Genomic DNA, 23,337 nt, shown 5'->3' with positions numbered 1-23,337 from the left:
GATGATGCGTACCGAGGAACAGAAGCGCCGCCGCCGCCGCCGCCGCGAGGAGGGGTTCACCCTTGTCGAGCTGATGGTGGTGATCGTCATCATCGGCCTGCTCGCCACGATCGTCGCACTGAACGTGCTGCCGTCCGGCGACTCCGCGCGCATCCAGAAGGCGAAGGCGGATATCGCCAACATCGAGCAGGCGCTGGAACTCTACAAGCTCCAGATCGGCAGCTACCCCACGACGACGCAGGGGCTGGGCGCGCTGGTGACGGCGCCGCAGGGCGTGGACGCGGCGCGCTATCAGGCGGGCGGCTATCTCAAGAAGCTACCGGACGATCCGTGGGGCCGACCGTATCTCTATGCCGCGCCGGGGAAGCATTCCGCCGCCGACGTATGGAGCCTCGGCGCGGACGGCAAGGAAGGCGGCGAGGGCGTCGATGGCGATATCGGCTCCTGGCAATAGCTATCCGGGCCGATCGGCGGGCTTCACGCTGATCGAGTTGATGGTCGTCATGCTGGTGATCGCGCTGGCGACGGCGGCGGCGGTGCTGGCGATGCCCGATCCGCGCGGGCGCGTGATCGATGAGGCGGCGCGCTTCGCCTTGCGCGTCCGCGCCGCGCGTGACGGCGCGATCGTCGACGCGCGGCCGGTGAGCGTGTGGGTGACGCCCGGCGGCTATGGCTTCGATCGCTGGGAGGGCGGACGCTGGGTGGCGATGGATGAGAAGCCGTTGACGGTTGCGCAATGGGGGCGGGGCACTACCGCGACGATCGGCGACCGGCTGCGCGTCACCTTCGACGCGACCGGCATGGCGGATCGTCCGGCGGCGATTCCGCTGCTGCGCGAGCGCGCGCGGGCGACGGTGACGATCGACCCGACCGGCGCGGTGCGCGTCGATGGCTGAGCGGCGCCTGTCCGAACGCGGCTTCACGCTGATCGAGATCATGGTCGCGCTGGCGGTGTTCAGCCTCGCGGCGCTGGCGCTGATCCGGCTGGAGGGCGCGACGATCCGCTCGACCGGCGTGCTGGATACGACGCTCCTCGCCCAGACCGTCGCGCGCAATATCGCGATCGAGGCGGTCACCGATGCCCGTCCGCCCACCGCGGGCAGGATCGAGGGCAGCGAGCGTAACGGCGGCCGCGACTGGCATTGGACGCGCGAGGCGCGCACGATCGGCGACGGGCAGGTGATGCGGATCGACGTCACCGTTTCGGGCCAGGACGGTCGCGAGGCCGCCCGGATGACGATGGTCCGCCCGCCGGCGGAGCAGACGCAATGAGCGCGCATCGTACAGCCGGTTTCACGCTGGTCGAGGTGATGATCGCGCTGCTGATCTTCGGGATGATCGCGGCGGCCGGCGTGGCGATGCTGTCGTTCAGCATCCGGGCGCAGGGCACGGCGGGCGCGCGGCTCGACGATATCGGCGCGGTGCAGCGGCTCGCGTCGATCCTCGGCGCCGATCTGGCGCAGGCGGTCGATCGGCCGGCACGCGACGAGCGTGGCGTGCTGCTGCCGGCCTTCGTCGGCACCGCGACGACGCTGCGGCTGGTGCGCGGCGGCTGGGGCAATATCGACGATGCGCCGCGCGCCTCCTTGCAGAAGGTCGAATACCGGCTCGCCGGAGAGGCGATCGAGCGCGTCGGCTATCCGATGCTCGACGGCGTCGAACCTTATCCCCCCGGCGCGATGCTGGAAGGGGTCAAGGCGATCGCGCTGCGCTACCGCTTTCAAGGCGCGTGGAGCGACCATTGGGACGGGACGCAGGGTGCGCCGCTGCCGGAGGCGGTGGAGCTGACGATCACGCGCCGGGATGGCACGACGCTGCGCGAAATGTTCCTCGCCGGCACCGGCTACGCGCCGCTCGGGACGGGCAGGAACAATGTCCTCTGAGCGCGAGCGTGGCGCGGCGCTGCTCACCGTGCTGCTGCTCGTCGCGGTGATCGCGGTGATGGCGGCGGCCGGGCTGGAGAAGCTGCGGCTGGCGACGCGGCTCGGCGGCAATGCCATCGCGCTCGAACAGGCGCGCGCCTATGCGCAGGCGGCGGAGACGCTGGCGACGACCCGCATCACCGCGTTGCTGCGGCAGGACGCCAGCCGCGTCACGCTGGCCGGCGGATGGAGCGGCCGCCCCATCGCGCTGCCGCTGCCGGAGGGGACGGCGATCGCGCGCGTCACGGACGGCGGGAATTGCTTCAACCTCAACAGCCTCGTCACGCATGGACCGGACGGGCGCTACGCCGCCTACACGCCCGCGGTCGACCAGTTCGCGCGGCTGATGCGGCTGATCGGCGTCAGCAATGGCGAGGGCATCGCCGCCGCCGCCGCCGACTGGATCGACAGCGACGACACGCCGCTGCCGGGCGGCGCTGAGGACGCGGCCTATCTCGGTGGCCAGCCCGGCTATCGCACTTCCGGCACGCTGATGGCCGATCCCAGTGAATTGCGCGCCGTCGCCGGCGTGACGGCCGAAAGCTACGCGAAGCTGCGGCCGTGGATCTGCGCCCTGCCGCGCGCCGAGCGATCGCGGATCAACGTCAACACGCTCACGCCCGAACAGGCCCCGCTGCTCGCGATGCTGCTGCCGGACGGTAGCGGCATGGCCGGCGCGCGCGCGATCCTCATGCGCCGGCCGCCCGACGGCTATGCCAATCGCGACGCCATCTGGAAACCGGCCGGCCAGTCCGGGATCAGCGCCGATCCGCTCGCGGCCGGTCAGGTGGATGTCACCTCGCGCTGGTTCGCGCTGCGCGTGGAGGTTACGGTGCGCGGCATAACGATGGAGGAACGCGGGCTGATCGACGCGAGCACACTTCCCGCGCGGCTCGTCTCGCGGCAATGGGGGGAATTGTGACGACCGCGACGTTGCTCTTTCTCCCGCCGCGCATCGGCGATCCGTGGCGCTGGCTGCGGATCGATGGCGATGCCGTGGCCGCGCGCGGCGAGGGCGTGCCGGAGGCTGACGGCGCGCCCGTCGTGGCGGTGGCGCCCGCCGACGCGGTGACGTTGCACTGGGCCGCCTTGCCCGCGCGCTCGATCGCGCAGGCCGCTGCCGCCGCGCGGATCGTGGTGAGCGACGCCAGCGCGACGCCGCAGGAGCAGCTCCACGTCGCGGTCGGCGAGGCGGAGGGCGAGGACCGTCCGATCGGCGTGGTCTCCGCCGCCCGGATGCGGGAGTGGCTCGATTCGCTGCTGGCGATCGGCGTTGATCCCGCGACGATGATCCCCGCCCCGTTGCTGCTGCCGGCGACGGAGGACGGCTTCGTCCGCGCCGATCTCGGCGGGCAGGCAGTGGTGCGCGGGCCGGCGAGCGGATTCGCCGACGAGCAGGGCCTCACCGAATTCATCACCGGTGGCGTCGCGCCCGAGACTTTGGACCGCGCGGCGCTGGAGCGGGCGCTGGCGAGCGCGGCCGCCGCGCCGCCGCTCAACCTGCGGCAGGGGGCGTTCATGCGCCGTCGTCGCCGCGCGATCGACTGGGCGCTGGCGCGGCGGCTTGCGCTGTTGCTCGCGCTGATACTGCTGGCGACGCTGGCGATCGATCTGGCGACGATCGCCCGCTATGCGCTCGCCGCCGATCGACTGGAGGCGCAGGCGGATGCGATCGCGCGTCGGGCGCTGCCCCGCGACGCCGGCGCGGTGGCGGACGCGAGCCGCGCGCTCGACGAGCGGCTCTCGCGGTTGCGCGGGCCGGGGCAGGGCTTCACGCGGACGGTCGCCGCCGCGCTGTCCGCGATCCGCCCGGTGCAGGGCGCGGAGGTGGAGGCGCTCGATTTCCAGCCCAACGGCGATCTCGGCATCACGGTGACGGTGGACGGCGACGCCGTGGCCAATGCGCTCCAGGCCCGCCTGCGCGACGCCGGCTTCGCGGTGAGCGGCGGCGCGTTCGAGTCGACCGGCGGGCGATTGAAGGGGCAGCTTACGGTGAGTTCGCGATGAGCGCGCTCCGTACATGGTTCGACTCGCGCTCATTGCGGGAACGGCGGCTGATCCTGGTGATGCTCGCGCTGCTCGCGGTGACGTTGGTGTGGGCCGGGGTGATCCGCCCGGTGCGCGATGGGCTGTCCGCCACCCGCGAACGCTATAATGACGCGGTGATCCGGCTCGGCGAGACGCGGACGCGCGCCAATGCCGTCCATGCGATCCTGCGCGGGCGCCCCGCGCCGCTTGAGGCGCCGCTGCCGGACGCGGTGCGCGAGCGCGCCGATGCCGCCGGCTTCCCGCTCGCCGGCCTCGATCCCGACGGCGACCGCGTGCGCGTCTCGATCGCCAGCGCCAAGGGCGCGCCGCTGCTCGGCTGGCTCGCGGGGCTGGAGGGCGATGGCGTGCTGGTCGATGCCGGCACGATCACCCGCAACGGCGACGGCACGGTCGCCGCGCAACTGACGCTCAAGGCGCGGCGCCCGTGATCCGCCTGGCGACCGGTCGCGGCACCTTGTTCGTGGCGATGCTGGTCGCCGCGCTGGTCCTGTTCCTGCCGATGCGGCTGGCGCTGGGGTGGTTCGGGCTGGCCGAGGCGGGGATGACCGCGCGCGAGGTGCGCGGCAGCATCTGGTCCGGCTCGCTGGCGGAGGCGCGGTTCGGTGATATCGCGCTGGGCGACCTTTCGGCGCGCGTCTCGCCCCTGCAATTGCTGCTCGGCCACGCCCGTGTCGCGCTCGCCGCGCCGGAGGGAACGGCGGGTCCGCGCGTGGCCGGCGCGGTGGAGATGACGCGCCACACGATCGGCCTGCGTGGCGTCACCGCCGGCCTGCCGGTGGGCAGCGCCTTCAATCCCGTGCCGGTGACGACGCTGGAACTGGAGGACGTCGATGTCCGCTTCGCCGACGATCGTTGCGACCGCGCGGCGGGCCGGGTGCGCGCGGTGTTGACCGGCGACGTCGCGGGGCAGGCGATCCCCACCTCGATGAGCGGCACGCCGCGCTGCGATTCCGGCGCGCTGCTGCTGCCGCTCACCAGCCCGGCGGGCGAAGGCTCGACGATCCGCATCTGGCCGGACGGCCGCTATCGCGCGGACCTCACGCTGGCCGCCGCCGATCCGGCGCAGGCGGCGCGTTTGCAGGGGTTCGGCTTCGTCCAGACCGATCGGGGGATGCAATTGGCGATCGAGGGGAGATTCTGACAGCTTGACCAGATGCCCGCACCCCCGCTAGGGGCGCGCATCCCATGCGGCGATCGTAGCTCAGTTGGTTAGAGCATCGGTTTGTGGTACCGAGGGTCGCGGGTTCAAGTCCCGTCGATCGCCCCATCTTCCTCCACCATCGGCGAATTGGCTGGCGTTCGGCTGGCTATAACTTTATTACGTCTCCGAGTGTTTTTATTGCGCAGGAGGCGAAGCTGCGATGACGATGGACTGGGGCTTCCCCGATTTCGACGCCCATGAGGGCGTTCATCTGTTCACCGATCGGGCGTCGGGGCTTCATGCGGTCATCGCGATCCACTCCACCGCGCTCGGCCCGGCGATGGGCGGCGCGCGCTTCTGGCATTATGCCGATGGCCGCGACGCGATCACCGATGCGCTGCGCCTGTCGCGCGGCATGAGCTACAAGAATGCGATGGCCGGGCTGGCACTGGGCGGCGGCAAGGGCGTGGTGCTCGCCCCCGCGCCCGGCGCGACGATCAGCGAAGAACAGCTCAAGGCGTTCGGCCGTGCTGTCGAGTCGCTCGGCGGCCGCTACGTCACCGCCGAGGATGTCGGCATGTCCGTCGAGCGGATGAAGGTGATCGCGGACGAAACGCGCTACGTCTCGGGCCTGCCGGTCGCGAGCGGCGCGGCGGGTGGCGATCCGGGGCCTTTCACCGCGCTGGGCGTCTATCTCAGCGTCAAGGCGGCGGCGAAGCGCGGGCTGGGCGCGAGCGACATGAAGGGCGTGCGAATCGCGGTGCAGGGCGTCGGCTCGGTCGGCGGCGGCGTCGCGCGATTGCTGGCGAAGGACGGCGCGGTGCTGACGATCGCCGACGTCGATCGTGGCCGCGCGGAGGCGCTGGCGGCGGAGATCGGCGCGCGCGTCGCCGCGACCGGGGATATCCTCTCGCTCGACGTCGATCTGGTCAGTCCCAATGCGCTGGGGGCGGTGCTGGACGAGCGGTCGATCGCCGCGCTGAAGGCCAGGGTGGTCGCGGGCGGTGCGAACAACCAGCTCGCGACGAGCGAGGACGGCCGGCGCATCCACGAACGCGGCATCCTCTACACGCCCGATTATGTCGCCAACGCCGGCGGTATCATCAACGTCGGGCTGGAATATCTCGGGCAGGGCGACGAGGCGGAGGTGCGCGCGCGCATCGCCCGTATCCCGGAGCGGCTCGATCAGGTGTGGAACGAGAGCGAAGCAAGCGGCGATCCCGCCTCGGTCGTCGCCGATCGTATCGCGCAGCGGCTGATCGGGCGGGGCTGAAGGGAACTCGCCCGCCGGTCGGCCCGGCGAGAGCCGGGATGACGCGGTTCAGGGCTGGGCCAATCCCTAGCCGCCCGCCCGGCCGGCGGCGGCCAGCGCGGCGTCGCTCGCCAGCTTGTCGGCGCGCTCGTTTTCCGAGTGGCCGGCGTGGCCCTTCACCCATTCCCAGTCGATGCGGTGGCGTTTCGTCGCGGCGAGCAGCGCCTGCCAAAGCTCGGCGTTCTTCACCGGTTTCTTGTCGGCGGTGCGCCAGCCGTTGCGCTGCCAGCCGTGGATCCATTTGGTGAGGCCGTCCATCACGTAGCGGCTGTCCGTGGAGAGCTGGACATGGCACGGCCGCGTGAGCGCGTTGAGCGCTTCGATCGCGGCGGTCAGCTCCATGCGGTTGTTGGTGGTCGCGGGATCACCGCCAGACAATTCCTTCTCGCGCGCGCCCATGCGCAGTACCACGCCCCAGCCGCCGGGGCCGGGATTGCCCTTGCACGCGCCATCGGTGAAGGCCTCGACCCTCGGCAACTCGCTCATGCGACGCGGGCCGCCAGCGCGGGGTCGTAATGGCGGAGGCGGCGCATATAGGCGAGCGGGTCCTTGCGCATCACCAGCGCGTCGGGCGGCGTGTTGAGCCAGTCCCACGCGCGCGACAGCGCGAAGCGGATGCACGCGCCGCTGGCGAGTGTGGCGAATTGCGCGCGCTCCATCCCGGACAGCGGGAAATGCCGCTCGTAGCCCGCGAGCAGCGCATCGCCCACCGCCGCGTCATAATTGCGGCCCGCGCCGTCGAACGACCAGGCGCTGTGCATGACCGCCAGATCATAGACGCGGATATCGGTGCAGGCGAAATAGAAGTCGATCAGGCTGGTAACCTTGTCGCCCAGCATCAGCACATTGTCCGGGAACAGGTCGGCGTGGATCGCGATGCGATCGAACCCGTCGCGCGGCCATGCCGCCTCCACCTTCTCGAGCGCCTCGGCGAGATCGTCGTGCAGGCCGGCGGCGATCCCGTCGAGGCTGCGGCCGCAACGCTCGAACAGCGGGCGCCACGTATCGACCCCCATCGAATTGTCGCGCGTCGGGGCGAAATCGGCGACCGCGCGGTGCATCTCGCCCATCGCCTCGCCGGCGGCGAGCGCCTGAACCGGCGTGGGGTGCGACAGCGACACGCCGGGCATGAAACGGATCAGGCAGGCGGGGCGGCCCTCAAGCTCCTGAATCTCGATGCCCTCGCGATCCTTGATCGCGGGTGGCACCGGCAGCCCCCTGGCATCGAGATGATCGAGCAGCGCCATGAAGAACGGCAGGTCGGCCGCCGCGACGCGCTTTTCGTAGAGCGTCAGGATGAAGCGGTCGCGCGTCGTCTCGATGAGGAAATTGGAATTCTCCACCCCCTCGGCGATGCCCTTGGCGGAGACCAGCTCGCCGACGTCGTAGCGCGTCAGGAACGCCGCCAGCGCCTCGGCCGACACCTGCGTGTAAACCGCCATCTTCCGCCCCTCAGGCCGCTTCCAGTCCGCGCGGAAGCTTGAAGGCGATCGATTCGCGCGTCGTCTCCTCCTCGCGCTCGTTGATCGTGAAGCGGGTGGCGAGGCGATCGACCAGTTCGCGCACCAGCAGCTCCGGCGCGGAGGCGCCGGCGGTGATGCCCAGCGTCCGTACCCCGTCGAGGAACGCCCAGTCGAGATCGGCGGCGCGCTGCACTAGCGCGGCGCGGACGCCTTCGCGTTCCGCCACCTCGACCAGCCGCATCGAATTGGACGAATTGGGCGCGCCGATCACCAGCATCGCGTCGCACGCCGCCGCGATCGCCTTCACCGCCGCCTGTCGGTTCGACGTGGCATAGCAGATGTCCTCGCCGCGCGGCGCCTGGATCGCCGGGAAGCGGCGCTGTAGCGCGCGCACTATCTCCGCCGTGTCGTCCACCGACAAGGTGGTCTGGGTGAGGAAGGCGAGGTTGGCGGGATCGGCGGGTTGCAGCGCCTCGACGTCCCGCACATTCTCCACCAGCGACATCGCGCCTTCGGGCACCTGTCCGAACGTGCCGATCACTTCCGGGTGGCCGGCGTGGCCGATGAAGACGATGTGGCGACCCGCCTCGACCAGTCGCTCAGCCTGCCGGTGGACCTTGCTGACCAGCGGGCAGGTGGCGTCGAGATAGTCGAGGCCGCGCTCGACCGCGTTGGCCGGCACCGATTTGGGCACGCCGTGCGCGGAAAAGACCACCGGCGCGCCGTCCGGCACCTCGTCCAGTTCCTCGACGAAGATCGCGCCGCGCGCCTTCAGGCGGTCCACCACGAATTTGTTGTGGACGATCTCGTGGCGGACATAGACCGGGGCGCCGTGTTTCTCGATCGCCAGCTCGACGATGCGAATGGCGCGATCCACGCCGGCGCAGAAGCCGCGCGGGGCGGCGATCAGCAGGTCGAGCACGGGCTTGTCGGACATGAGGCGGCCTTTACGGGGCGGGGCGGCGATCGGCAATGGGAACCGACTCGGCAGCGGCGCACGGGCGTGATAGGCGCGCTTCATCATGCTGGACAGCCAATCCCCCTCCGCGATGATCGCGACCATGGCGGTAGAGGCGCGCGCCGCCGCCCGCGCGCTGGCGCTGCTTCCCACCGAGCGACGGCGCGCCGGCCTCGTTGCCGCCGCCGGGGCGCTGCGCGCGGCGACGGCGGAAATCCTCGCCGCCAATGCGATCGACATGGCGCGCGGCGCGGCCAACGGCCTGACCCCGGCGATGCTCGACCGGCTGCGGCTGGACGAGGCGCGTGTCGCGGCGATGGCGGACGGCGTGGCGACGGTGGCGGCGCTGGCCGATCCGGTCGGCGCGGTGATCGATGAGGCGACGCGGCCCAACGGCCTCGTGCTGCGCCGCGTGCGCGTGCCGATCGGGGTGATCGGCATCATCTACGAAAGCCGCCCGAACGTGACGGCCGACGCGGCGGCGCTGTGCGTCATGTCGGGCAACGCGGTGGTGTTGCGCGGCGGATCGGAAGCGGTGGAGAGCAATGCGGCGATCCATCGCGCCTTCGTCGCCGGGCTGGCCGAGGCCGGGGTGCCGGCCGGCGCGGTGCAGCGCGTCGCGACCACGGATCGCGCGGCGGTCGGCGCGATGCTGGCAGCCGACGGCCTGATCGACCTGATCGTGCCGCGCGGCGGCAAGAGCCTCGTCGCGCGCGTGCAGGCGGAGGCGCGGGTGCCGGTGCTCGCGCATCTCGACGGGATCAACCACGTCGTCGTCCACGCGTCGGCCGATCCGGCGATGGCGGAGCGGATCGTGCTCGACGCCAAGATGCGGCGCACCGGCATCTGCGGCGCGATGGAGACCTTGCTGATCGATACGGGCTATCCCGCCGCCTCCGCGCTGATCGCCGCGCTGGCCGGCACCGGCTGCGAGGTGCGCGGGGACGGCCGCGCCTCGGCCATCGCGCCGGGGATAGCGGCGGCGCGCGACGAGGATTGGGACACCGAATATCTCGACGCGATCGCCTCGGTGGCGATGGTCGACGGGCTGGACGGCGCGCTGGCGCATATCGCGCGCCACGGCTCGCACCATACCGACGCGATCGTCGCGGCCGACGAGGATGCCGCGCGGCGCTTCCTGGCGGAGGTCGATTCGGCGATCGTGCTGTGGAACGCCTCCACCCAGTTCGCCGACGGCGGCGAGTTCGGGCTGGGCGCGGAGATCGGCATCGCCACTGGCCGGCTCCACGCGCGCGGCCCGGTCGCGCTGGAGGGGCTGACCACCTACAAATGGATCGGGCTGGGCACGGGGCAGGTGCGCGGCTGAGACGCCCTGTCCCGTTGTCCTGACCGTGCGATAAAGCAGCGTTAACATCTGCTTGCCAGCCGGCGCATTCCCGCATTATCCTCCGTTACGTCATAGAAATAGAAATACGGGATTTTGCTATCGCACGGAGGAGCGGGGATATGGTGCCAATTCACAAGCGTTGCGTCGCGGAGGCATTCGGAACCTTCTGGCTGGTGCTCGGGGGATGCGGCAGCGCCGTCCTCGCCGCCAAATTCCCCGAAGTCGGCATCGGTCTGGCGGGCGTCGCGCTCGCTTTCGGCCTGACCGTCCTCACCATGGCCTATTCGATCGGCCATATCTCCGGCTGCCATCTCAACCCGGCGATCACCATCGGCCTGTGGGCGGGCAAGCGTTTCCCGGCGAAGGACATCATCCCATATGTCATCGCCCAACTCGTCGGCGCGATCGTTGCGGCGGCGCTGCTCTATTGCGTCGCCAGCGGCAGGGCGGGCTTCACGCTCGCACCGAACGGGCTGGCGGTGAACGGCTATGGCGAGCAGTCGCCGGGCGGCTACAGCCTCTATGCCGGGTTCATCATGGAAGTGGTGATGACCTTCGGCTTCCTCACCATCATCATGGGCGCGACCGACACGCGCGCGCCGAGCGGCTTCGCGCCGATCGCGATCGGGCTGGGGCTGACGCTGATCCACCTCATCAGCATCCCGGTGACGAACACTTCGGTGAACCCGGCGCGCAGCACCGGCCCGGCGCTGATGGTCGGTGGGTTGGCGTTGCAGCAGCTCTGGCTGTTCTGGGTCGCCCCGATTCTCGGGGGCGTGCTGGCCGGTCTGGGCTATCGCCTGCTCGCGGGTGATCCGCCGCCTGCTCCGCCGATCGTCGGCGAGCCGCTGTGATATGAGGGATGGCCGGTCGCGGTGCGGCAACTGATCCGCACCGGCCTTCTTGGCGGGTCGTTCAACCCGGCGCATCGCGGGCATCGCGGGATCAGCCTGGCGGCGATCCGCGCGCTGGGGCTGGACGAGATGTGGTGGCTCGTCTCGCCGGGCAATCCGTTGAAGCCGGTGGAGGGCATGGCGCCGCTGCCGGCGCGGCTCGCCTCGGCGCGGGCGATGGCGCGCCACGCGCCGATCCGGCCCACCGATATCGAGGCTCGGCTCGGCACGCGCTACACCGTCGATACGCTGGCCGCGCTGGTGCGTCGCTATCCGCGGCGGCGCTTCATCTGGGTGATGGGGGAGGACAATCTCGCCCAGTTCCACCAATGGCGCGACTGGCGGAGGATCGCGCGCACGGTTCCGATTGCGGTGATCGCGCGGCCGGGATATGATGGCGCCGCCCACGCGGCACCCGCGATGGGCTGGCTGCGGCGCTTCCAGAGGCCCGCGCGCCAGGCGAGGAACTGGACCGAGTGGAGTGTGCCGGCACTGGTGCTGTTGCGTTTCCGACCCGACCCGACTTCCGCGACGCGGCTTCGCGCCGCCGACCCGTCCTGGTATCGCCGATTCTCGGGAAACCGAAGTTCAGGCGCCGCCGCCAAACCCTTTGCCCAGGAGTAACCTTGCCCGCATCCGCCAACGCCTATCGATCGCCCGACGCCGACAGCGTCGCGGCGCTCCATAAGCTCGTGCTCGACAGCCTCGATGACGATCAGGCCGTCGATATGATCTCGATCCCGCTCGCCGGGAAATCCTCGATCGCCGATCACATGGTGATCGCGTCGGGCCGCTCGACCCGGCAGGTCGCCTCGATGGCGTCGAAGCTCGCCGAGAAGATCAAGGGGAAGACCGGGCAGACGCCCCGGATCGAGGGCCTGCCTACCGCCGACTGGGTGCTGATCGACGCGGGCGACGTGATCGTCCATCTTTTCCGCCCGGAGGTGCGCACCTTCTACAATCTCGAGCGGATGTGGTCGTTCGGGGACGCGCCGCCGGCCGGGAACGCCTGAGCTGCTGCTGCACGTCGTCGCGCGCGGCCGGATCGGCCGCTCGCCGGAAGCCGAGCTGGTCGACCGCTATCTGAAGCGGATCGCGTGGCCGACGAAGGTCACCGAACTGCCCGACAGCGGCGGCCGCATCCCCGATGCGCCGCCGCAGACCCGCCGCGTGCTGCTCGACGAGCGTGGCGAGGTGATGGGCTCGCTCGCCTTCGCGCAACTCGTCGGCCGCTGGCGCGACGACGGCGTGCGCGAGGCGCGCTTCATGCTCGGCGCGGCGGATGGGTTCGACGATGCCGCGCGGGCGGAGGCGGACCTGTTGCTCTCCTTCGGCCGCGCGACCTGGCCGCACCTGCTCGCCCGCGCGATGCTGGCCGAGCAATTGTTCCGCGCCACCGCGATCCTTGCCAACCACCCCTATCATCGCGAAGGTTGAGCCGATGAGGGGCAAGGGGGCGATGCTGGTCGGGCTGGCGGCGATGCTGCTCGCCGCGCCGGCGCCGGCGGAGATCGATCCGCTGGCGGCGGCACGCGTTCGCCTGAAGCAGGCCCGCGCCGCCGCCGACGAGGCCTCGCGCAACGCCGCCGAACTGGAGCGGCGGGCGGGGGCTGAACGCGACGCCTCCGCCCGCTTCCGTGTCGAGGAGCAGGCGGTCGCCGCGCGCATCCGCCGCGCCGAGGCCGATCTCGCCGCCGCCGAGGCGCGCGTCGCGATCGTCGCCGGCTTGCAGGAACGCCAGCGCGAGGAGCTTGCCCGGCGGCAGGAGCCGATCGCGCGGCTGCTCGCTGGGCTGGCCTCGCTCGCAGGTCGGCCGGCGATCGTCGCGGTGGCGCAGCGGGGGTCGATCACCGACATGGTTCACCTCCGCGCCGCGCTCGCCGCCACCCGCCCGGCGATCGACGCGCGCACCGCCGATGTCCGCGCCGAACTGGCCGAATCGCGTCGGCTGGCGGAGGCCTCGGCACAGGCGGCGAAGGAGCTGCGCGACGGCCGCGCCAATCTCGTCGCGGAGCGCGGGCGGCTGGCCGCGCTCCGCGACCGCCACGACAGCGCCGCCGCGCGCCTCGATCGGGACGCGCGCACCGCCGCCGACCGCGCGATCGCGATGGGCGAGGAGGCGCGCGATCTGGTCGACCGGATGTCGGCGATCGGCGACGAGCGGCAGACGCTCGCCGCGCTCGAACGGCTCCCCGGCCCGCCGGCGGTCGATTCCGGGGCCGTCGGAGCGCTGGCCGCCTATCGCCTGCCGGTCGCGGGGCGGCTGGTGACGGGGCTGGGCGAGGTTTCCGACAATGGCGTGCGCGCGCGCGGCCTGACGCTGGCGGTCGCGCCGGGCGCGGCGGTCGCGGCGCCGGCCGGCGGAACGGTGGTCTTCGCGCGGCCGTTCCGCGTGTGGGGCGGCACGGTGATCATCGATCACGGCGCGGGCTGGAGCACGCTCGTCACGGGGCTGGGCGCGATATCGGTGAAGCGCGGTCAGGCGGTCGCGGCGGGCCAGTTGCTCGGCAGCGCGCCCGGCGGCGATGAGCCGCGCATCACGATCGAGCTGCGCCGCCGCGACCAGCCGGTCGATATCACGGCGCTGATCGGTTGATCCGGTGTCGCTCAGCCTCCGTTCAGTCGTGCTGGCGCTTTGCTGGCGGGGCGATATGGGGCTAAGACCGAAACGCCCCTCTCGTCAGGACGTCCAGATGAAGTTCAAGCTGCTCCAGGCCACTGCCCTTGTCGCGACGATCGCGCTCGTGCCCGTCGCGACCGGCGCGATGGCGGCGGTGGATACCGACACCTATCGGCAGATGGACAAGTTCCTCGACGTCTATAACCGCGTGAAGGCGGATTACGTCGACAAGGTGACCGACGAGCAACTCATCCGCGGCGCGATCGACGGGATGCTGGCCTCGCTCGATCCGCATTCCTCCTATGTCGACGGCCGCGATTTCGACAATCTGAAGATCCAGACCGAGGGCAATTACGGCGGCCTCGGCCTCTCCGTCACGATGGAGGACGGCGCGGTCAAGGTGATCGCGCCGCAGGAGGATACGCCGGCGCAGAAGGCCGGGATCAAGCCGGGCGACTATATCACCCATATCGACGGCAAGTTGCTCTACGGCAGCACGCTGGACGAGGCGGTTGCGCAGATGCGCGGCAAGCCGGGCACGAAGCTGACGCTGACGATCGTCCGCCCCGGCCGCGACAAGCCGCTCGACGTGGCGCTGACCCGCGAGGTGATCGTCACCCGCCCGGTGAAATGGCAGGTGAAGGGCGACGTCGGCTATATCGACATCAACACCTTCTCCGAGACGACCGGCGCCGACACCCGCGCCGCGCTGATGGCGATCGACAAGTCGCTGGGGCATCGCCCGCTCGGCTATGTCATCGATCTGCGCTCGAACGGCGGCGGGCTGCTGACGCAGGCGATCGAGGTGTCCGACGCCTTCCTCGATCACGGCGAGATCGTCTCGCAGCGCGGCCGCGACCCGCGCGAGAACCAGCGCTATTTCGCCAAGCCGGGTGATGACGCGCACGGCCTGCCGGTGATCGTCCTCACCGATTCGGGTACGGCCAGCGCCAGCGAGATCGTCGCCGGCGCGCTCCAGGATCATCACCGCGCGCTCATCATGGGCGAGCGCACCTTCGGCAAGGGATCGGTGCAGACGCTGCTGCCGCTCGGCCCGACCACCGCGCTGCGCCTCACCACCGCGCGTTACTTCACGCCCTCGGGCCGCTCGGTGCAGGAGGGCGGGATCGAGCCGGATATCGCCGTGCCGCAGCTTTCCGACCCCGATTACAAGGCGCGCCCGGTGTTCCGCGAGGCCGACCTGCGCCGCCATCTCATCAACGAGGTGAAGAGCGACAACAAGGTGCTGGAGGAGGACACCAAGGAAGACCCGCGCTTCTCCGCCACGCCGGACCAGCTCAAGAAGGAAGGCATCGACGACTTCCAGCTCTGGTATGCGTTGAAAACGGTCGCGCGGCTCGGTGGCCCGGTGCAGGTCGCCGCCGTCACCGCGGCGATGCAGAAGGACGCGAAGGACAACAAGGACGTGGCGCCGAAGTGAACCGTTCGCAAAGGCTCGCGCGCGCCATCGCGCTGCTGCTGCCCGCCGCGCTGCTGGCGGGGGCGTGGGGCTCGCAGCTGATCGGCGGCCTCCACCCGTGCGAGATGTGCCACTGGCAGCGCTGGCCGCATTATGCGGCGGTGGTCGCGGCGGCGCTCGCCTTCGTCGTGCCGGGGCGGTCGGTGCGGCTGACCCTGGTCGCGGGCGCGGCGGCGCTGATCGCTGTCTCCGGCATGATCGGGATATTCCACGCCGGCGTCGAATATCATTGGTGGCAGGGGATCACCGCCTGCTCGACCAGCGTGACCGGCGAGGGGATCAGCACCGACGAGATGCTCCGCCGCATCCTCGCGGCGCCGGTGGTGCGTTGCGACGCGGCGCAATGGAGGCTGTTCGGTATCTCGCTCGCCGGGTTCAACGCGATCTTCTCGCTCGGCGGGGCCGGCGTGATCGCGTGGCTGCTGCGGAGGCGCGGATGAGCTGGAAGCCGGGCGATCGCCGCAAGGCGGCGGATTCGATGATCCGCGTCGACCAGGCGGGCGAATATGGCGCGACGCGCATCTATGCCGGGCAGCTCGCGATCATGGGGCATCGCTCGCCAGCCGCCCGCAAGATCAGCGGCATGGCGATGCAGGAGGAGCGCCATCGCGCCTTCTTCGACCGGCTGATCGCCGAGCGCGGCGTGCGCCCGACCTTGCTCCAGCCGTTCTGGAACGTCGCCGGCTTCGCGCTGGGGGCGGTGACGGCGGCGATCGGACCCGAAGCCGCGATGGCCTGCACGGCGGCGGTCGAAACCGAGATCGATCGCCATTATGACGAGCAGCTCGCCGCGCTGGGCGACGACGATCCCGAGCTGGCCACCGCCGTCCGCGAGTTTCAGGCGGAGGAGGTCGAGCATCGCGAGACGGCGCTTGCCAGCGGGGCGGAGGATGCGCCGGCCTATCCCTTGTTGTCGGCGGCGATCCGGCTCGGTTGCCGCGTCGCCATCGCCACGGCGAAACGCATCTGACGGGAGAGAAGGATGCCTGTGCGTACCCTCATCATCGCCGCGCTCGCGCTGGCCCCCACGGCGCTCGCCGCGCAGACCGCGCCGGCTCCCGCCGCTTCCGCCAGGGAAGCGCCGCCGCCGCTGATCATCCCGCCGCCGTCCGCGAAGGAGGTGGCGCTGCCCGGCACGCCGCACGTCAGCCGCCAGAGCGTCTCCACGGAAGTCTCGCGCAACGCGCCGGTGAATGGCGTGCTGACGCTCTACGGCAACGAGCGTTGCCCGACCAACAAGGAAGGCGCGGAAGTGGTGGTGTGCGTCCGCCGCTCGGCCGAGGAGCAGTTCCGCATTCCCAAGGAATTGCGCAATTTCGAGGTGACGCCTCAAAATGCCTCCTGGGCGGTGCGCGAGAAGGGCAATGCCGATGTCGGCGCGGTCGGTGTCGGGAGCTGCTCGACCGTCGGCGCGGCCGGCGCGACCGGCTGCTTCGTTCAGCAGGCCACGCGCGCCAAGGCCGAGGCGAGGGCACGCGAGAAGGAAGCCAATCCGGACCTGCCGAAATATTGACCGGCTGGCGCCGCGCGGCGGTTTGCGGTACGCAGCGCGCCGTCGCGTGACTGGCGCAATGGTGGGGCACCACGAGGAAGCGCGACAGGTTCGATGCCGCGCGCCTGGGCACCCTTCGCGAGACGAGAGGAGCCTCACGCCATGCGCATCGCCTTCCTGCTGTTCCCCAATGTCACCCAGCTTGACCTGACCGGCCCCGCGCAGGTGCTGTCGCGGCTGGGGGAGGGGACGCGACTCGACCTTGTCGCCGCGACGCCCGATCCGGTGCCGACCGATGCCGGCTTCGCGATCCTGCCCACCGCGACCTTCGAAGAGGTGACGGCGGCGGATATATTGTGCGTGCCGGGCGGCTTCGGCACAAACGGCGCGATCGCCGACGACCGGACGATCGACTGGGTGCGCGCGATCGGCGGGCAGGCGCGATGGGTGACGAGCGTGTGCACCGGATCGCTGGTGCTCGGCGCGGCCGGGCTGCTCGAAGGCTATCGCGCGACCTGCCATTGGGGGCAGCGCCACATGCTGCCGCTGTTCGGCGCGACGCCGGTCGATGCGCGGGTGGTGATCGACCGCAACCGCGTGACTGGCGGCGGCGTCACCGCCGGGATCGATTTCGCCTTTCACCTGACGGCGCTGATCCGGGGCGAGGCGCATGCGCGCTTCGTGCAGCTCAGCCTCGAATATGATCCCGATCCGCAGTTCGATTCCGGCTCGCCGGAACGCGCCGATACGGCGCTCGTCACCGCCTACGAACGGCGCGTCGCGGCGCTGGCGCCGGGCCGGGACGATGAATTGCGCCGGCTGGCGGCGCTGCGCGGTTATTCCTGACGGCGCTTCTTCAGCCCGTGCAGGCGGTGCCACAGGTAGAAGCCGCCGGCCGCGACGATCACCAGCCCGATCGCGAGGTCGGCTTGGTGGAAGAACGCCTTCAGCCGCGGGTCGCTGTTCCATGCCGTGCCCAGCTTCATCCCCACCCAGGCGAGCAGGAAGCAGAACGGCCACGAACCGATGAAGGTGTAGAGGTGGAACGGGATCAGCTTCATCCGCGCCACCCCGGCGGGGAAGGCGATGAAGGTGCGGATGATCGGCAGCATCCGCCCGATCAGGATCGCCGCGCCGCCCCAGCGGTTGAAGAAACGGTCGGCGAGATCCAGCTCGCCCGGCCCGATCAGCACGTATCTGCCGAATTTCTCCACCATCGGCCGCCCGCCGCGTTTGCCGATCTCATAGGCGACGATCGATCCCAGGTTGCAGCCGATCGCCCCCGCCGTCGCGGCGAGGACCAGATCGAACCGCCCGGTCGAGACGAGATAGCCCGCGAACGGCATGATGATCTCCGACGGCAGCGGGATACAGGCGCTTTCGATCGCCATCAGGAGAGCGATCCCCCAATAGCCTCCGGCGGAAATGACGGTAACGGCAAAAGTCGCGAGCGCGGCCAGCAGCTTTTCGATCATGGGCGCGGTGCATGGGCGAAGGGCGCGCGGCGGTCAATCGCCGGTCGGGCACGGAAACCAACGGTTACAAACGAAAATGTGAGCCCAAGGGACAGGTTTCGGCTCGGTATATCGTCATTTGTGGCCCATTTGTCCCGAAATGGCTGGCCTGTCGCTGAATTTTGACAATGGTGCATCAAACCGATGCGACCGAATATGCAGCGGTTCGTTATAGGCGAGTGACGATATTGTCGAAGTGAGCGGGGAAGCCATGGGGGCTGTTCGCAAGGCGTTGTTCTGGGCGGCATTGTCGCTCGCGGTGACTTTGGGTCCGATGTACGCGCTGTCGTATGTGCCGGGGCTGGAGGTGCCGCTGCCCTATTGGATTTTCGCGGTGCTCACCTCGGGTGGGGTGTCGTTCCTCGTCGCATGGCGGCTGGTGGCGCAGAGCGAGCAGCTTCGCCGCGTCAACGACGAGTTGCGGGCGGCGCAGGTGCGATTGCGTCAGGCCGCCGAATCCGATCAGCTCACCGATGTGCTCAACCGCACCGCCTTCCTGAAGCGGGCGGAGGCGCATAACGTCGACATGGGCGGCTGGATGCTGCTGCTCGACATCGATCATTTCAAGGCGATCAACGACCGATTCGGCCATGACGTGGGCGACCGCGCGTTGCAGCATGTCGCGCGGGTGTTGCGGGAATCGCTTCGCTCGGGCGATGTCGTGGGCCGGCTCGGCGGCGAGGAGTTCGGCGTCTATCTGCCGGGCGCCGGCTCCGAAACGGCGACGCAGATCGCGGAGCGGATGCGCTGCAATATCGAGACAGCGGCCGAGTTCGCGGCGCTGGGCATCGCGCTGACGGTCAGCATCGGGCTGGCGGAGGCGGGGCGGGGCGTCTCGATCAAGGAGAGTCTGCGCAAGGCGGATTTCGCGATGTACGGCGCGAAGCACGGCGGCAGGAACCGCATCAGCCACACTGCCCGCACGGTCGGCGCGGAAGGGATCGGGCCGGCGCTGGTTCACTCCGCCGCGAGCAGGGTCTCCGCCGCCTGAAGATCGACCGAGACTAGCCGGCTGACCCCGCGCTCGATCATCGTCACGCCGAACAGGCGGTGCATCCGGCTCATCGTCACCGCATTGTGGGTGACGATCAGGTAGCGTGTCCGCGTCTCCTGCGTCATCCGGTCGAGCAGGTCGCAGAAACGCTCGATATTGGCGTCGTCGAGCGGCGCGTCGACCTCGTCGAGCACGCAGATCGGCGCGGGGTTGGTGAGGAAGAGGCCGAAGATCAGCGCCACCGCCGTCAGTGCCTGCTCCCCGCCCGAAAGCAGGGTGAGCGACTGAAGCCTTTTGCCGGGCGGCTGGGCCATGATCTCCAGCCCGGCCTCCAGCGGATCGTCCGAATCGATCAGTTCCAGATGCGCCTGCCCGCCGTTGAAAAGCGTGGTGAACAGCCGCTTGAAATGGCCGTTCACCGCCTCGAACGCGGCGAGCAGCCGCTGCCGGCCCTCGCGATTGAGCGTGCCGATCGAGCCGCGTAGCTGGTTGACCGCCAGCCCAAGCTCCTCCCGCTCCGCCGCGTTGCCGATCGCGCCAGCCTCCAGCTCGGCCAGCTCCTGCTCGGCGACGAGGTTGACCGGGCCGATCCGCTCGCGATCGAGCGTCAATTTGTCGTGGGCGGCCGATTCCTGCTGTGGCGCGCGCACCGTCGCGCTGTCGAACCCGGCCTTGGCGGGGAGGACGGGGGCGGGGCATTCGAAGCGCTCGCCGGAGAGGCGCCCCAGCTCGATGCGGCGCAATTCCTGATTCTCCGCCCGCGCCTGTGCGCCCGCGCGCGCCTCACGCATCGCGGCAAGCGCTTCCCCGGCGACACGCGCGGCTTCCTCGCAGCGGCGCAGGGCGGCTTCGGCCTCGCGCTCGGCGGCGGCGAGGGTTTCGGCGGAGGCGCGCGCGGTGTCATGCTCGGCGGTGAGAGTGGCGATTTCCGCCGCGAGCGCCGCCGGGCGCGGGGCGAGCGCCTCGCGATCCTGTGCGATCTCCGCCTCGCGCTTCGCCATGTCGGCGATGCGGCGCGCGGCGTCGCCGGCGCGGCTCTTCCAGCTTTTCGTCTCGGCCAGCGACGCGGCGAGTCGTTCGCGTGCCGCCGCGCCGGTGCGCTCGCGATCGGCCCGGTCGGCACGGGTCTGCGCGACGGCGGCGCGGCGCGTTTCCGCTTCGCGCTGGAGCGACGCGACCGCGCCGGCGGTGGCGCTGGTATCGGGGAGCGCGACGATTGCCGCCTCGGCCTGCGCCACCTCGCCGGCAGCCGCGTCGCGTTCGGCGGCGGTCTGCGCGGCGCGCGCGGTGAGATCGGTGCGCTGCCCCGACAGCCGCTCGATCTGCGTGACGGCGCGGTCGATGCGCTGCTGGGCGTCTCGTGCTGTGGCATCGCCGCGCGACAGGGAAGCGCGGGCGTTGCCGGCGGCGGCGCGCGCGGCGGCGATGCGCTGCTCGATCGCGGCAAGCGCGGCGTCGGCGGCCTCGGTCGCCGCGCGCGCGTCGGGCAACGCCGCCTCGATCGCGGCGAGCCGGTTGAGCCGTTCCAGCCGCTCCGCCGCTGCCGCGCCGCCGCTGCGCGCGACGAAGCCATCCCAGCGGCGAAGCTTGCCGGCGAGCGTGACGAGCCGCTGGCCCACCGCGAGCGGGCGTCCGTCATCCTCCGGGCCGACGACGACCTGTGCGAGCCGGCGGCCGAGTTGGGGCGGGGCGGTGACCTGCGCAGCGAGCGTCTCCGCAACGACCGGGTCACCCGCCAGCGCCTCCGCGCCAGCCCAATGCGCCTCGGCGCTGGCATCCAGCCCGATCTCCAGATCGTCGCCCAGCGCCGCCGCCAGCGCGCGTTCGTAGCCTGGCGCGGCGCGGACGTGATCGAGCAGGCGGTCGCGTCCCGATCGCTGCGTCGCGCGGGTGAGCGTCGCCGCTTCGCTCTCCAGCGCGGCGAGTTCGGCGCGAACGGCGGCGCGGCGGCTTTGCGCCTCGTCGCGCGCGGCGAGAGCGGTTTTCTCCTCCTCGTCGGCGCGGGCGAGATCGTCGCGCGCCTGCGCCGTCTCGCCTTGCGCGGCGGTCAACGCCTGCTCCGCCGCCGCCCGGCCGGCTTCCAGCGGTGCGGCATCCGGCAGGGCGGCGAGCGCGTCGGCGGCGGTTCGCGCCTCGCGATCGGCGCGCTCGGCGCGGGCGCGGGCGGCGGCGAGCGCGGCATGGGCGACGCGCGTCTCCGCCGCCTCGCTCGCCTGATGCGCGAGCGCCTGCGCCAGCGCCACTTCCGCGTCGCGCACCTCGCGTTCCGCCTCGGCCTGCGCCCGATCGAGCGCGGGGAGGTCGGCGGCGACGGTGGCGATCTCCGTCTCCAGCGCCTTGCCCTCCGCCGCGAGTCGCGCCAACGCCTCGGCCGCGTCATGGGCGAGCTGCCCCTCGCGCTCGCGGTCGGCGACGATGCGGGTCGCCGCGTCGGCCAGTTCGGCGAGGCGGCGCTCGATCCCGGCCTTCTCGGCATTGAGCGCGGCGAGCCGGTGCGCGGCATCGGTCGCGCGGTCGCGGGCGGCGAGCGCGGCGGCGCGTGCCTCGGCCAGCGTCTCCGTCGCCCGCGCCTGATAGGCCGCGGCGGCGCGCTGTGCTTCCGCCGCCGCCGCGACGCGGGTTTCGGCTTCCGCCGCTTCCGCCTTGGCGGCATCGGCGGCCTGCGCCGCCTCGCGCCAGCGGCTGAAGATCAGTCGCGCCTCGGCAATGCGGATCTGGTCCGACAGCGCGCGATAGCGCTCCGCCTGCCGCGCCTGCCGCCGCAGCGCCGCAGCACGCGCTTCCTGATCGGCGATCACCTCGTCGAGCCGCTGGAGGTTCGCCTCGGTCGCGCGCAATTTCTGCTCGGCGTCCTTGCGGCGGACGTGGAGGCCGGCGATCCCCGCCGCTTCCTCCAGCATCGCGCGGCGTTCGGCCGGCTTGGCGGCGATCACCGCGCTGATCCGGCCCTGACTCACCAACGCGGGGGAGTGCGCGCCCGTCGCCGCGTCGGCGAACAGCAGCGCCACGTCCTTCGCGCGCACGTCGCGCCCGTCGATGCGATAGGCGGAGCCGGCGCCGCGCTCGATGCGGCGGACGACTTCCTTCTCCTCGCCGTCTAGCTCGGCGAGGATCGACACCTCCGCGAAGTCGCGCGCCGGGCGGGTCGCGGTGCCGGCGAAGATCACGTCCTCCATGCCGGCGCCGCGCATCGACTTGGGCGAGTTCTCGCCCATCGTCCAGCGCAGCGCCTCCAGCAGGTTGGACTTGCCGCAGCCGTTCGGGCCGACCACGCCGGTCAGCCCCGGCTCGATGCGCAGATCGGCCGGGTCGACAAAGCTCTTGAAGCCGGACAGCCTCAGCCGCTTGATCTGCATCGCGCGCGCCTCCCCCTCGGACGCCGCCGCGCCGCCGTCAGGCCCCGGCGTTCTTCAGCGCGGCCTCGATCTGCGGCCACGTCACCGCGCCTTCCAGCATCTTTCCGTTGAGGATGAAGGTCGGCGTGCCGGTGATGTTGTGCTGCTGCATCCCCGCCTCGGTGATCTTGGCGATCGCCTCCAGCTTCTTGCCGTCGGCGAGGCAGGCGCGGGCCTGCTGCTCGGTGACGCCGCGCTGCTTGACGAAGTCGATATAGCCGAGGAACTCGACCCACGCGGTCGCCTGCTGCGCCGGGGTCATCGCCTGGAGCTTCTGCTGGAAGTCCGCCGGCACCTTCTCCAGCTTATCGAGGAAGGCGGGCTGCTCCATGTACATCTGCTCGAGGATCGGGAAGAACGGCGCCTCGCCGACGCACTCGCCCAGCGCGGCGACGCCAAGGTCCGGCGCGTGGACGAGGAAGTCGCGGAATTCATACGAGACCTTGCCGGACTTGACGTATTTCTCCTCCAGCGGCTTCATCCCCGTCTGCCCGAACGCGCCGCAGGTGGGGCAGGTGCGCGAGCCATATTCGACCAGCTTGATCGCGGCATTGGGGTTGCCCATCACATAGCCGCCGTCCGGCGTCTTCGAGATGACCTGCGTCCAGTCCTGCCCGGCGGGCGCGGCGACGGCGGCGACCGGCGCGGCGGGGGCGGAGGAATCGCCGCCCTTGCTCCCGCAGGCGGAAAGCAGCGCGATCGCGGCGACGGAAACGGCGAAACGAAGCGTCATTGGTGGTTTACTCCGAAAGAGGA

27 protein-coding genes, 1 tRNA gene and 1 riboswitch are annotated in these 23,337 nt (G+C 71.0%); of the genes, 22 read left to right on the top strand and 6 right to left on the bottom strand.

Annotated elements, in window-relative coordinates:
• The first annotated feature begins 4 nt into the window (after positions 1-4).
• The 10 genes from gspG (at position 5) to F9288_RS17735 (ending at position 6,385) form a co-directional block, all read left to right on the top strand.
• The gene (gene gspG / locus F9288_RS17780; protein WP_174839159.1) at positions 5-454 is read left to right on the top strand and encodes a type II secretion system major pseudopilin GspG; all 450 of its coding nucleotides are present in this window, start codon (positions 5-7) and stop codon (positions 452-454) included.
• Positions 429-896 (top strand): GspH/FimT family pseudopilin, encoded by a 468-nt coding sequence (locus F9288_RS17775; protein ID WP_174838017.1) that lies wholly within the window; start codon positions 429-431, stop codon positions 894-896. Before gspG ends, F9288_RS17775 begins: the two co-directional genes overlap by 26 nt.
• On the top strand, positions 889-1,272 hold the full coding sequence (gene gspI, locus F9288_RS17770) for a type II secretion system minor pseudopilin GspI (RefSeq protein WP_174838016.1): 384 nt from the start codon (positions 889-891) through the stop codon (positions 1,270-1,272). The genes F9288_RS17775 and gspI overlap by 8 nt, the downstream gene beginning before the upstream one ends.
• Positions 1,269-1,883: a type II secretion system minor pseudopilin GspJ gene (gene gspJ / locus F9288_RS17765; RefSeq protein ID WP_174838015.1), complete on the top strand. Its 615-nt coding sequence runs from the start codon at positions 1,269-1,271 to the stop codon at positions 1,881-1,883. Before gspI ends, gspJ begins: the two co-directional genes overlap by 4 nt.
• On the top strand, positions 1,873-2,844 hold the full coding sequence (gene gspK / locus F9288_RS17760) for a type II secretion system minor pseudopilin GspK (RefSeq protein WP_174838014.1): 972 nt from the start codon (positions 1,873-1,875) through the stop codon (positions 2,842-2,844). The genes gspJ and gspK overlap by 11 nt, the downstream gene beginning before the upstream one ends.
• Positions 2,841-3,929: a type II secretion system protein GspL gene (gene gspL / locus F9288_RS17755; RefSeq protein WP_174838013.1), complete on the top strand. Its 1,089-nt coding sequence runs from the start codon at positions 2,841-2,843 to the stop codon at positions 3,927-3,929. Before gspK ends, gspL begins: the two co-directional genes overlap by 4 nt.
• Positions 3,926-4,399 carry a type II secretion system protein GspM gene (gene gspM, locus F9288_RS17750; RefSeq protein ID WP_174838012.1) on the top strand — a complete coding sequence of 158 codons (474 nt, stop codon included), beginning with the start codon at positions 3,926-3,928 and terminating at the stop codon, positions 4,397-4,399. Before gspL ends, gspM begins: the two co-directional genes overlap by 4 nt.
• The gene (gspN, locus tag F9288_RS17745) at positions 4,396-5,112 is read left to right on the top strand and encodes a type II secretion system protein N (protein ID WP_254620936.1); all 717 of its coding nucleotides are present in this window, start codon (positions 4,396-4,398) and stop codon (positions 5,110-5,112) included. Before gspM ends, gspN begins: the two co-directional genes overlap by 4 nt.
• A 49-nt stretch (positions 5,113-5,161) precedes the next feature.
• Positions 5,162-5,238: transfer RNA gene (locus tag F9288_RS17740), tRNA-His, on the top strand.
• A 94-nt stretch (positions 5,239-5,332) separates the two neighbouring features.
• Positions 5,333-6,385: a Glu/Leu/Phe/Val dehydrogenase gene (locus F9288_RS17735; protein WP_174838011.1), complete on the top strand. Its 1,053-nt coding sequence runs from the start codon at positions 5,333-5,335 to the stop codon at positions 6,383-6,385.
• Positions 6,386-6,451: 66 nt separating this feature from the next.
• On the opposite strand, the gene rnhA is transcribed toward F9288_RS17735, so the two are convergent.
• The 3 genes from rnhA to ispH are packed head-to-tail and all read right to left on the bottom strand — an operon-like array spanning position 6,452 to position 8,824.
• The gene (rnhA, locus tag F9288_RS17730; protein WP_174838010.1) at positions 6,452-6,910 is read right to left on the bottom strand and encodes a ribonuclease HI; all 459 of its coding nucleotides are present in this window, start codon (positions 6,908-6,910) and stop codon (positions 6,452-6,454) included.
• Positions 6,907-7,866 carry a homoserine kinase gene (thrB, locus tag F9288_RS17725; protein ID WP_174838009.1) on the bottom strand — a complete coding sequence of 320 codons (960 nt, stop codon included), beginning with the start codon at positions 7,864-7,866 and terminating at the stop codon, positions 6,907-6,909. Before thrB ends, rnhA begins: the two co-directional genes overlap by 4 nt.
• A 10-nt stretch (positions 7,867-7,876) precedes the next feature.
• On the bottom strand, positions 7,877-8,824 hold the full coding sequence (gene ispH / locus F9288_RS17720; RefSeq protein ID WP_174838008.1) for a 4-hydroxy-3-methylbut-2-enyl diphosphate reductase: 948 nt from the start codon (positions 8,822-8,824) through the stop codon (positions 7,877-7,879).
• An 85-nt stretch (positions 8,825-8,909) separates the two neighbouring features.
• On the opposite strand from ispH, the gene F9288_RS17715 reads away from it, so the two are divergent.
• The 11 genes from F9288_RS17715 (at position 8,910) to F9288_RS17665 (ending at position 17,524) form a co-directional block, all read left to right on the top strand.
• A complete protein-coding gene (locus F9288_RS17715) occupies positions 8,910-10,172 on the top strand; it encodes a glutamate-5-semialdehyde dehydrogenase (RefSeq protein ID WP_174838007.1) in 1,263 nt (420 codons plus the stop codon).
• A 140-nt stretch (positions 10,173-10,312) separates the two neighbouring features.
• Positions 10,313-11,047 carry an aquaporin Z gene (aqpZ, locus tag F9288_RS17710; RefSeq protein WP_174838006.1) on the top strand — a complete coding sequence of 245 codons (735 nt, stop codon included), beginning with the start codon at positions 10,313-10,315 and terminating at the stop codon, positions 11,045-11,047.
• Positions 11,048-11,077: 30 nt separating this feature from the next.
• The gene (locus tag F9288_RS17705) at positions 11,078-11,710 is read left to right on the top strand and encodes a nicotinate-nucleotide adenylyltransferase (RefSeq protein ID WP_174839157.1); all 633 of its coding nucleotides are present in this window, start codon (positions 11,078-11,080) and stop codon (positions 11,708-11,710) included.
• Positions 11,711-11,712: 2 nt separating this feature from the next.
• On the top strand, positions 11,713-12,099 hold the full coding sequence (gene rsfS, locus F9288_RS17700; RefSeq protein WP_174838005.1) for a ribosome silencing factor: 387 nt from the start codon (positions 11,713-11,715) through the stop codon (positions 12,097-12,099).
• A 1-nt stretch (position 12,100) separates the two neighbouring features.
• Positions 12,101-12,523 (top strand): 23S rRNA (pseudouridine(1915)-N(3))-methyltransferase RlmH, encoded by a 423-nt coding sequence (locus F9288_RS17695; RefSeq protein ID WP_174839156.1) that lies wholly within the window; start codon positions 12,101-12,103, stop codon positions 12,521-12,523.
• Positions 12,524-12,527: 4 nt separating this feature from the next.
• Complete coding sequence (locus tag F9288_RS17690; RefSeq protein ID WP_174838004.1) at positions 12,528-13,682, top strand: murein hydrolase activator EnvC; 1,155 nt, start codon at positions 12,528-12,530, stop codon at positions 13,680-13,682.
• A gap of 97 nt (positions 13,683-13,779) precedes the next feature.
• Positions 13,780-15,147, top strand: a complete 1,368-nt coding sequence (locus F9288_RS17685; RefSeq protein WP_174838003.1) for a S41 family peptidase — start codon at positions 13,780-13,782, stop codon at positions 15,145-15,147.
• Positions 15,144-15,626: a disulfide bond formation protein B gene (locus F9288_RS17680; protein ID WP_174838002.1), complete on the top strand. Its 483-nt coding sequence runs from the start codon at positions 15,144-15,146 to the stop codon at positions 15,624-15,626. Before F9288_RS17685 ends, F9288_RS17680 begins: the two co-directional genes overlap by 4 nt.
• Complete coding sequence (locus F9288_RS17675; protein WP_174838001.1) at positions 15,623-16,156, top strand: demethoxyubiquinone hydroxylase family protein; 534 nt, start codon at positions 15,623-15,625, stop codon at positions 16,154-16,156. The genes F9288_RS17680 and F9288_RS17675 overlap by 4 nt, the downstream gene beginning before the upstream one ends.
• 12 nt (positions 16,157-16,168) lie before the next feature.
• Complete coding sequence (locus tag F9288_RS17670) at positions 16,169-16,699, top strand: hypothetical protein (RefSeq protein WP_174838000.1); 531 nt, start codon at positions 16,169-16,171, stop codon at positions 16,697-16,699.
• A 36-nt stretch (positions 16,700-16,735) separates the two neighbouring features.
• Positions 16,736-16,816, top strand: a riboswitch (ZMP/ZTP riboswitch).
• Positions 16,817-16,840: 24 nt separating this feature from the next.
• Positions 16,841-17,524: a DJ-1/PfpI family protein gene (locus F9288_RS17665; RefSeq protein WP_174837999.1), complete on the top strand. Its 684-nt coding sequence runs from the start codon at positions 16,841-16,843 to the stop codon at positions 17,522-17,524.
• On the opposite strand, the gene F9288_RS17660 is transcribed toward F9288_RS17665, so the two are convergent.
• Complete coding sequence (locus tag F9288_RS17660) at positions 17,515-18,153, bottom strand: DedA family protein (protein WP_174837998.1); 639 nt, start codon at positions 18,151-18,153, stop codon at positions 17,515-17,517. The two genes, F9288_RS17665 and F9288_RS17660, sit on opposite strands and share 10 nt — an antisense overlap.
• 235 nt (positions 18,154-18,388) lie before the next feature.
• Between F9288_RS17660 and F9288_RS17655 the strand changes: the two genes are divergently transcribed.
• Positions 18,389-19,183 carry a GGDEF domain-containing protein gene (locus F9288_RS17655; protein WP_174837997.1) on the top strand — a complete coding sequence of 265 codons (795 nt, stop codon included), beginning with the start codon at positions 18,389-18,391 and terminating at the stop codon, positions 19,181-19,183.
• Here the strand turns inward: F9288_RS17655 and F9288_RS17650 are convergent.
• Positions 19,150-22,542, bottom strand: coding sequence for a chromosome segregation SMC family protein (locus F9288_RS17650; protein ID WP_174837996.1), 3,393 nt, complete (start codon positions 22,540-22,542; stop codon positions 19,150-19,152). The genes F9288_RS17655 and F9288_RS17650 overlap by 34 nt on opposite strands.
• A gap of 37 nt (positions 22,543-22,579) precedes the next feature.
• Complete coding sequence (locus F9288_RS17645) at positions 22,580-23,314, bottom strand: thioredoxin domain-containing protein (RefSeq protein ID WP_174837995.1); 735 nt, start codon at positions 23,312-23,314, stop codon at positions 22,580-22,582.
• Between the last annotated feature and the right edge of the window lie 23 nt (positions 23,315-23,337).

It is taken from the genome of Sphingomonas sp. CL5.1 (genome assembly GCF_013344685.1).
In the GTDB taxonomy this organism is placed as follows: Bacteria; Pseudomonadota; Alphaproteobacteria; order Sphingomonadales; family Sphingomonadaceae; genus Sphingomonas.
The sequence above is the reverse complement of the archived record's forward strand: the minus strand, read 5'-3'. Positions and strand labels throughout refer to the sequence as shown.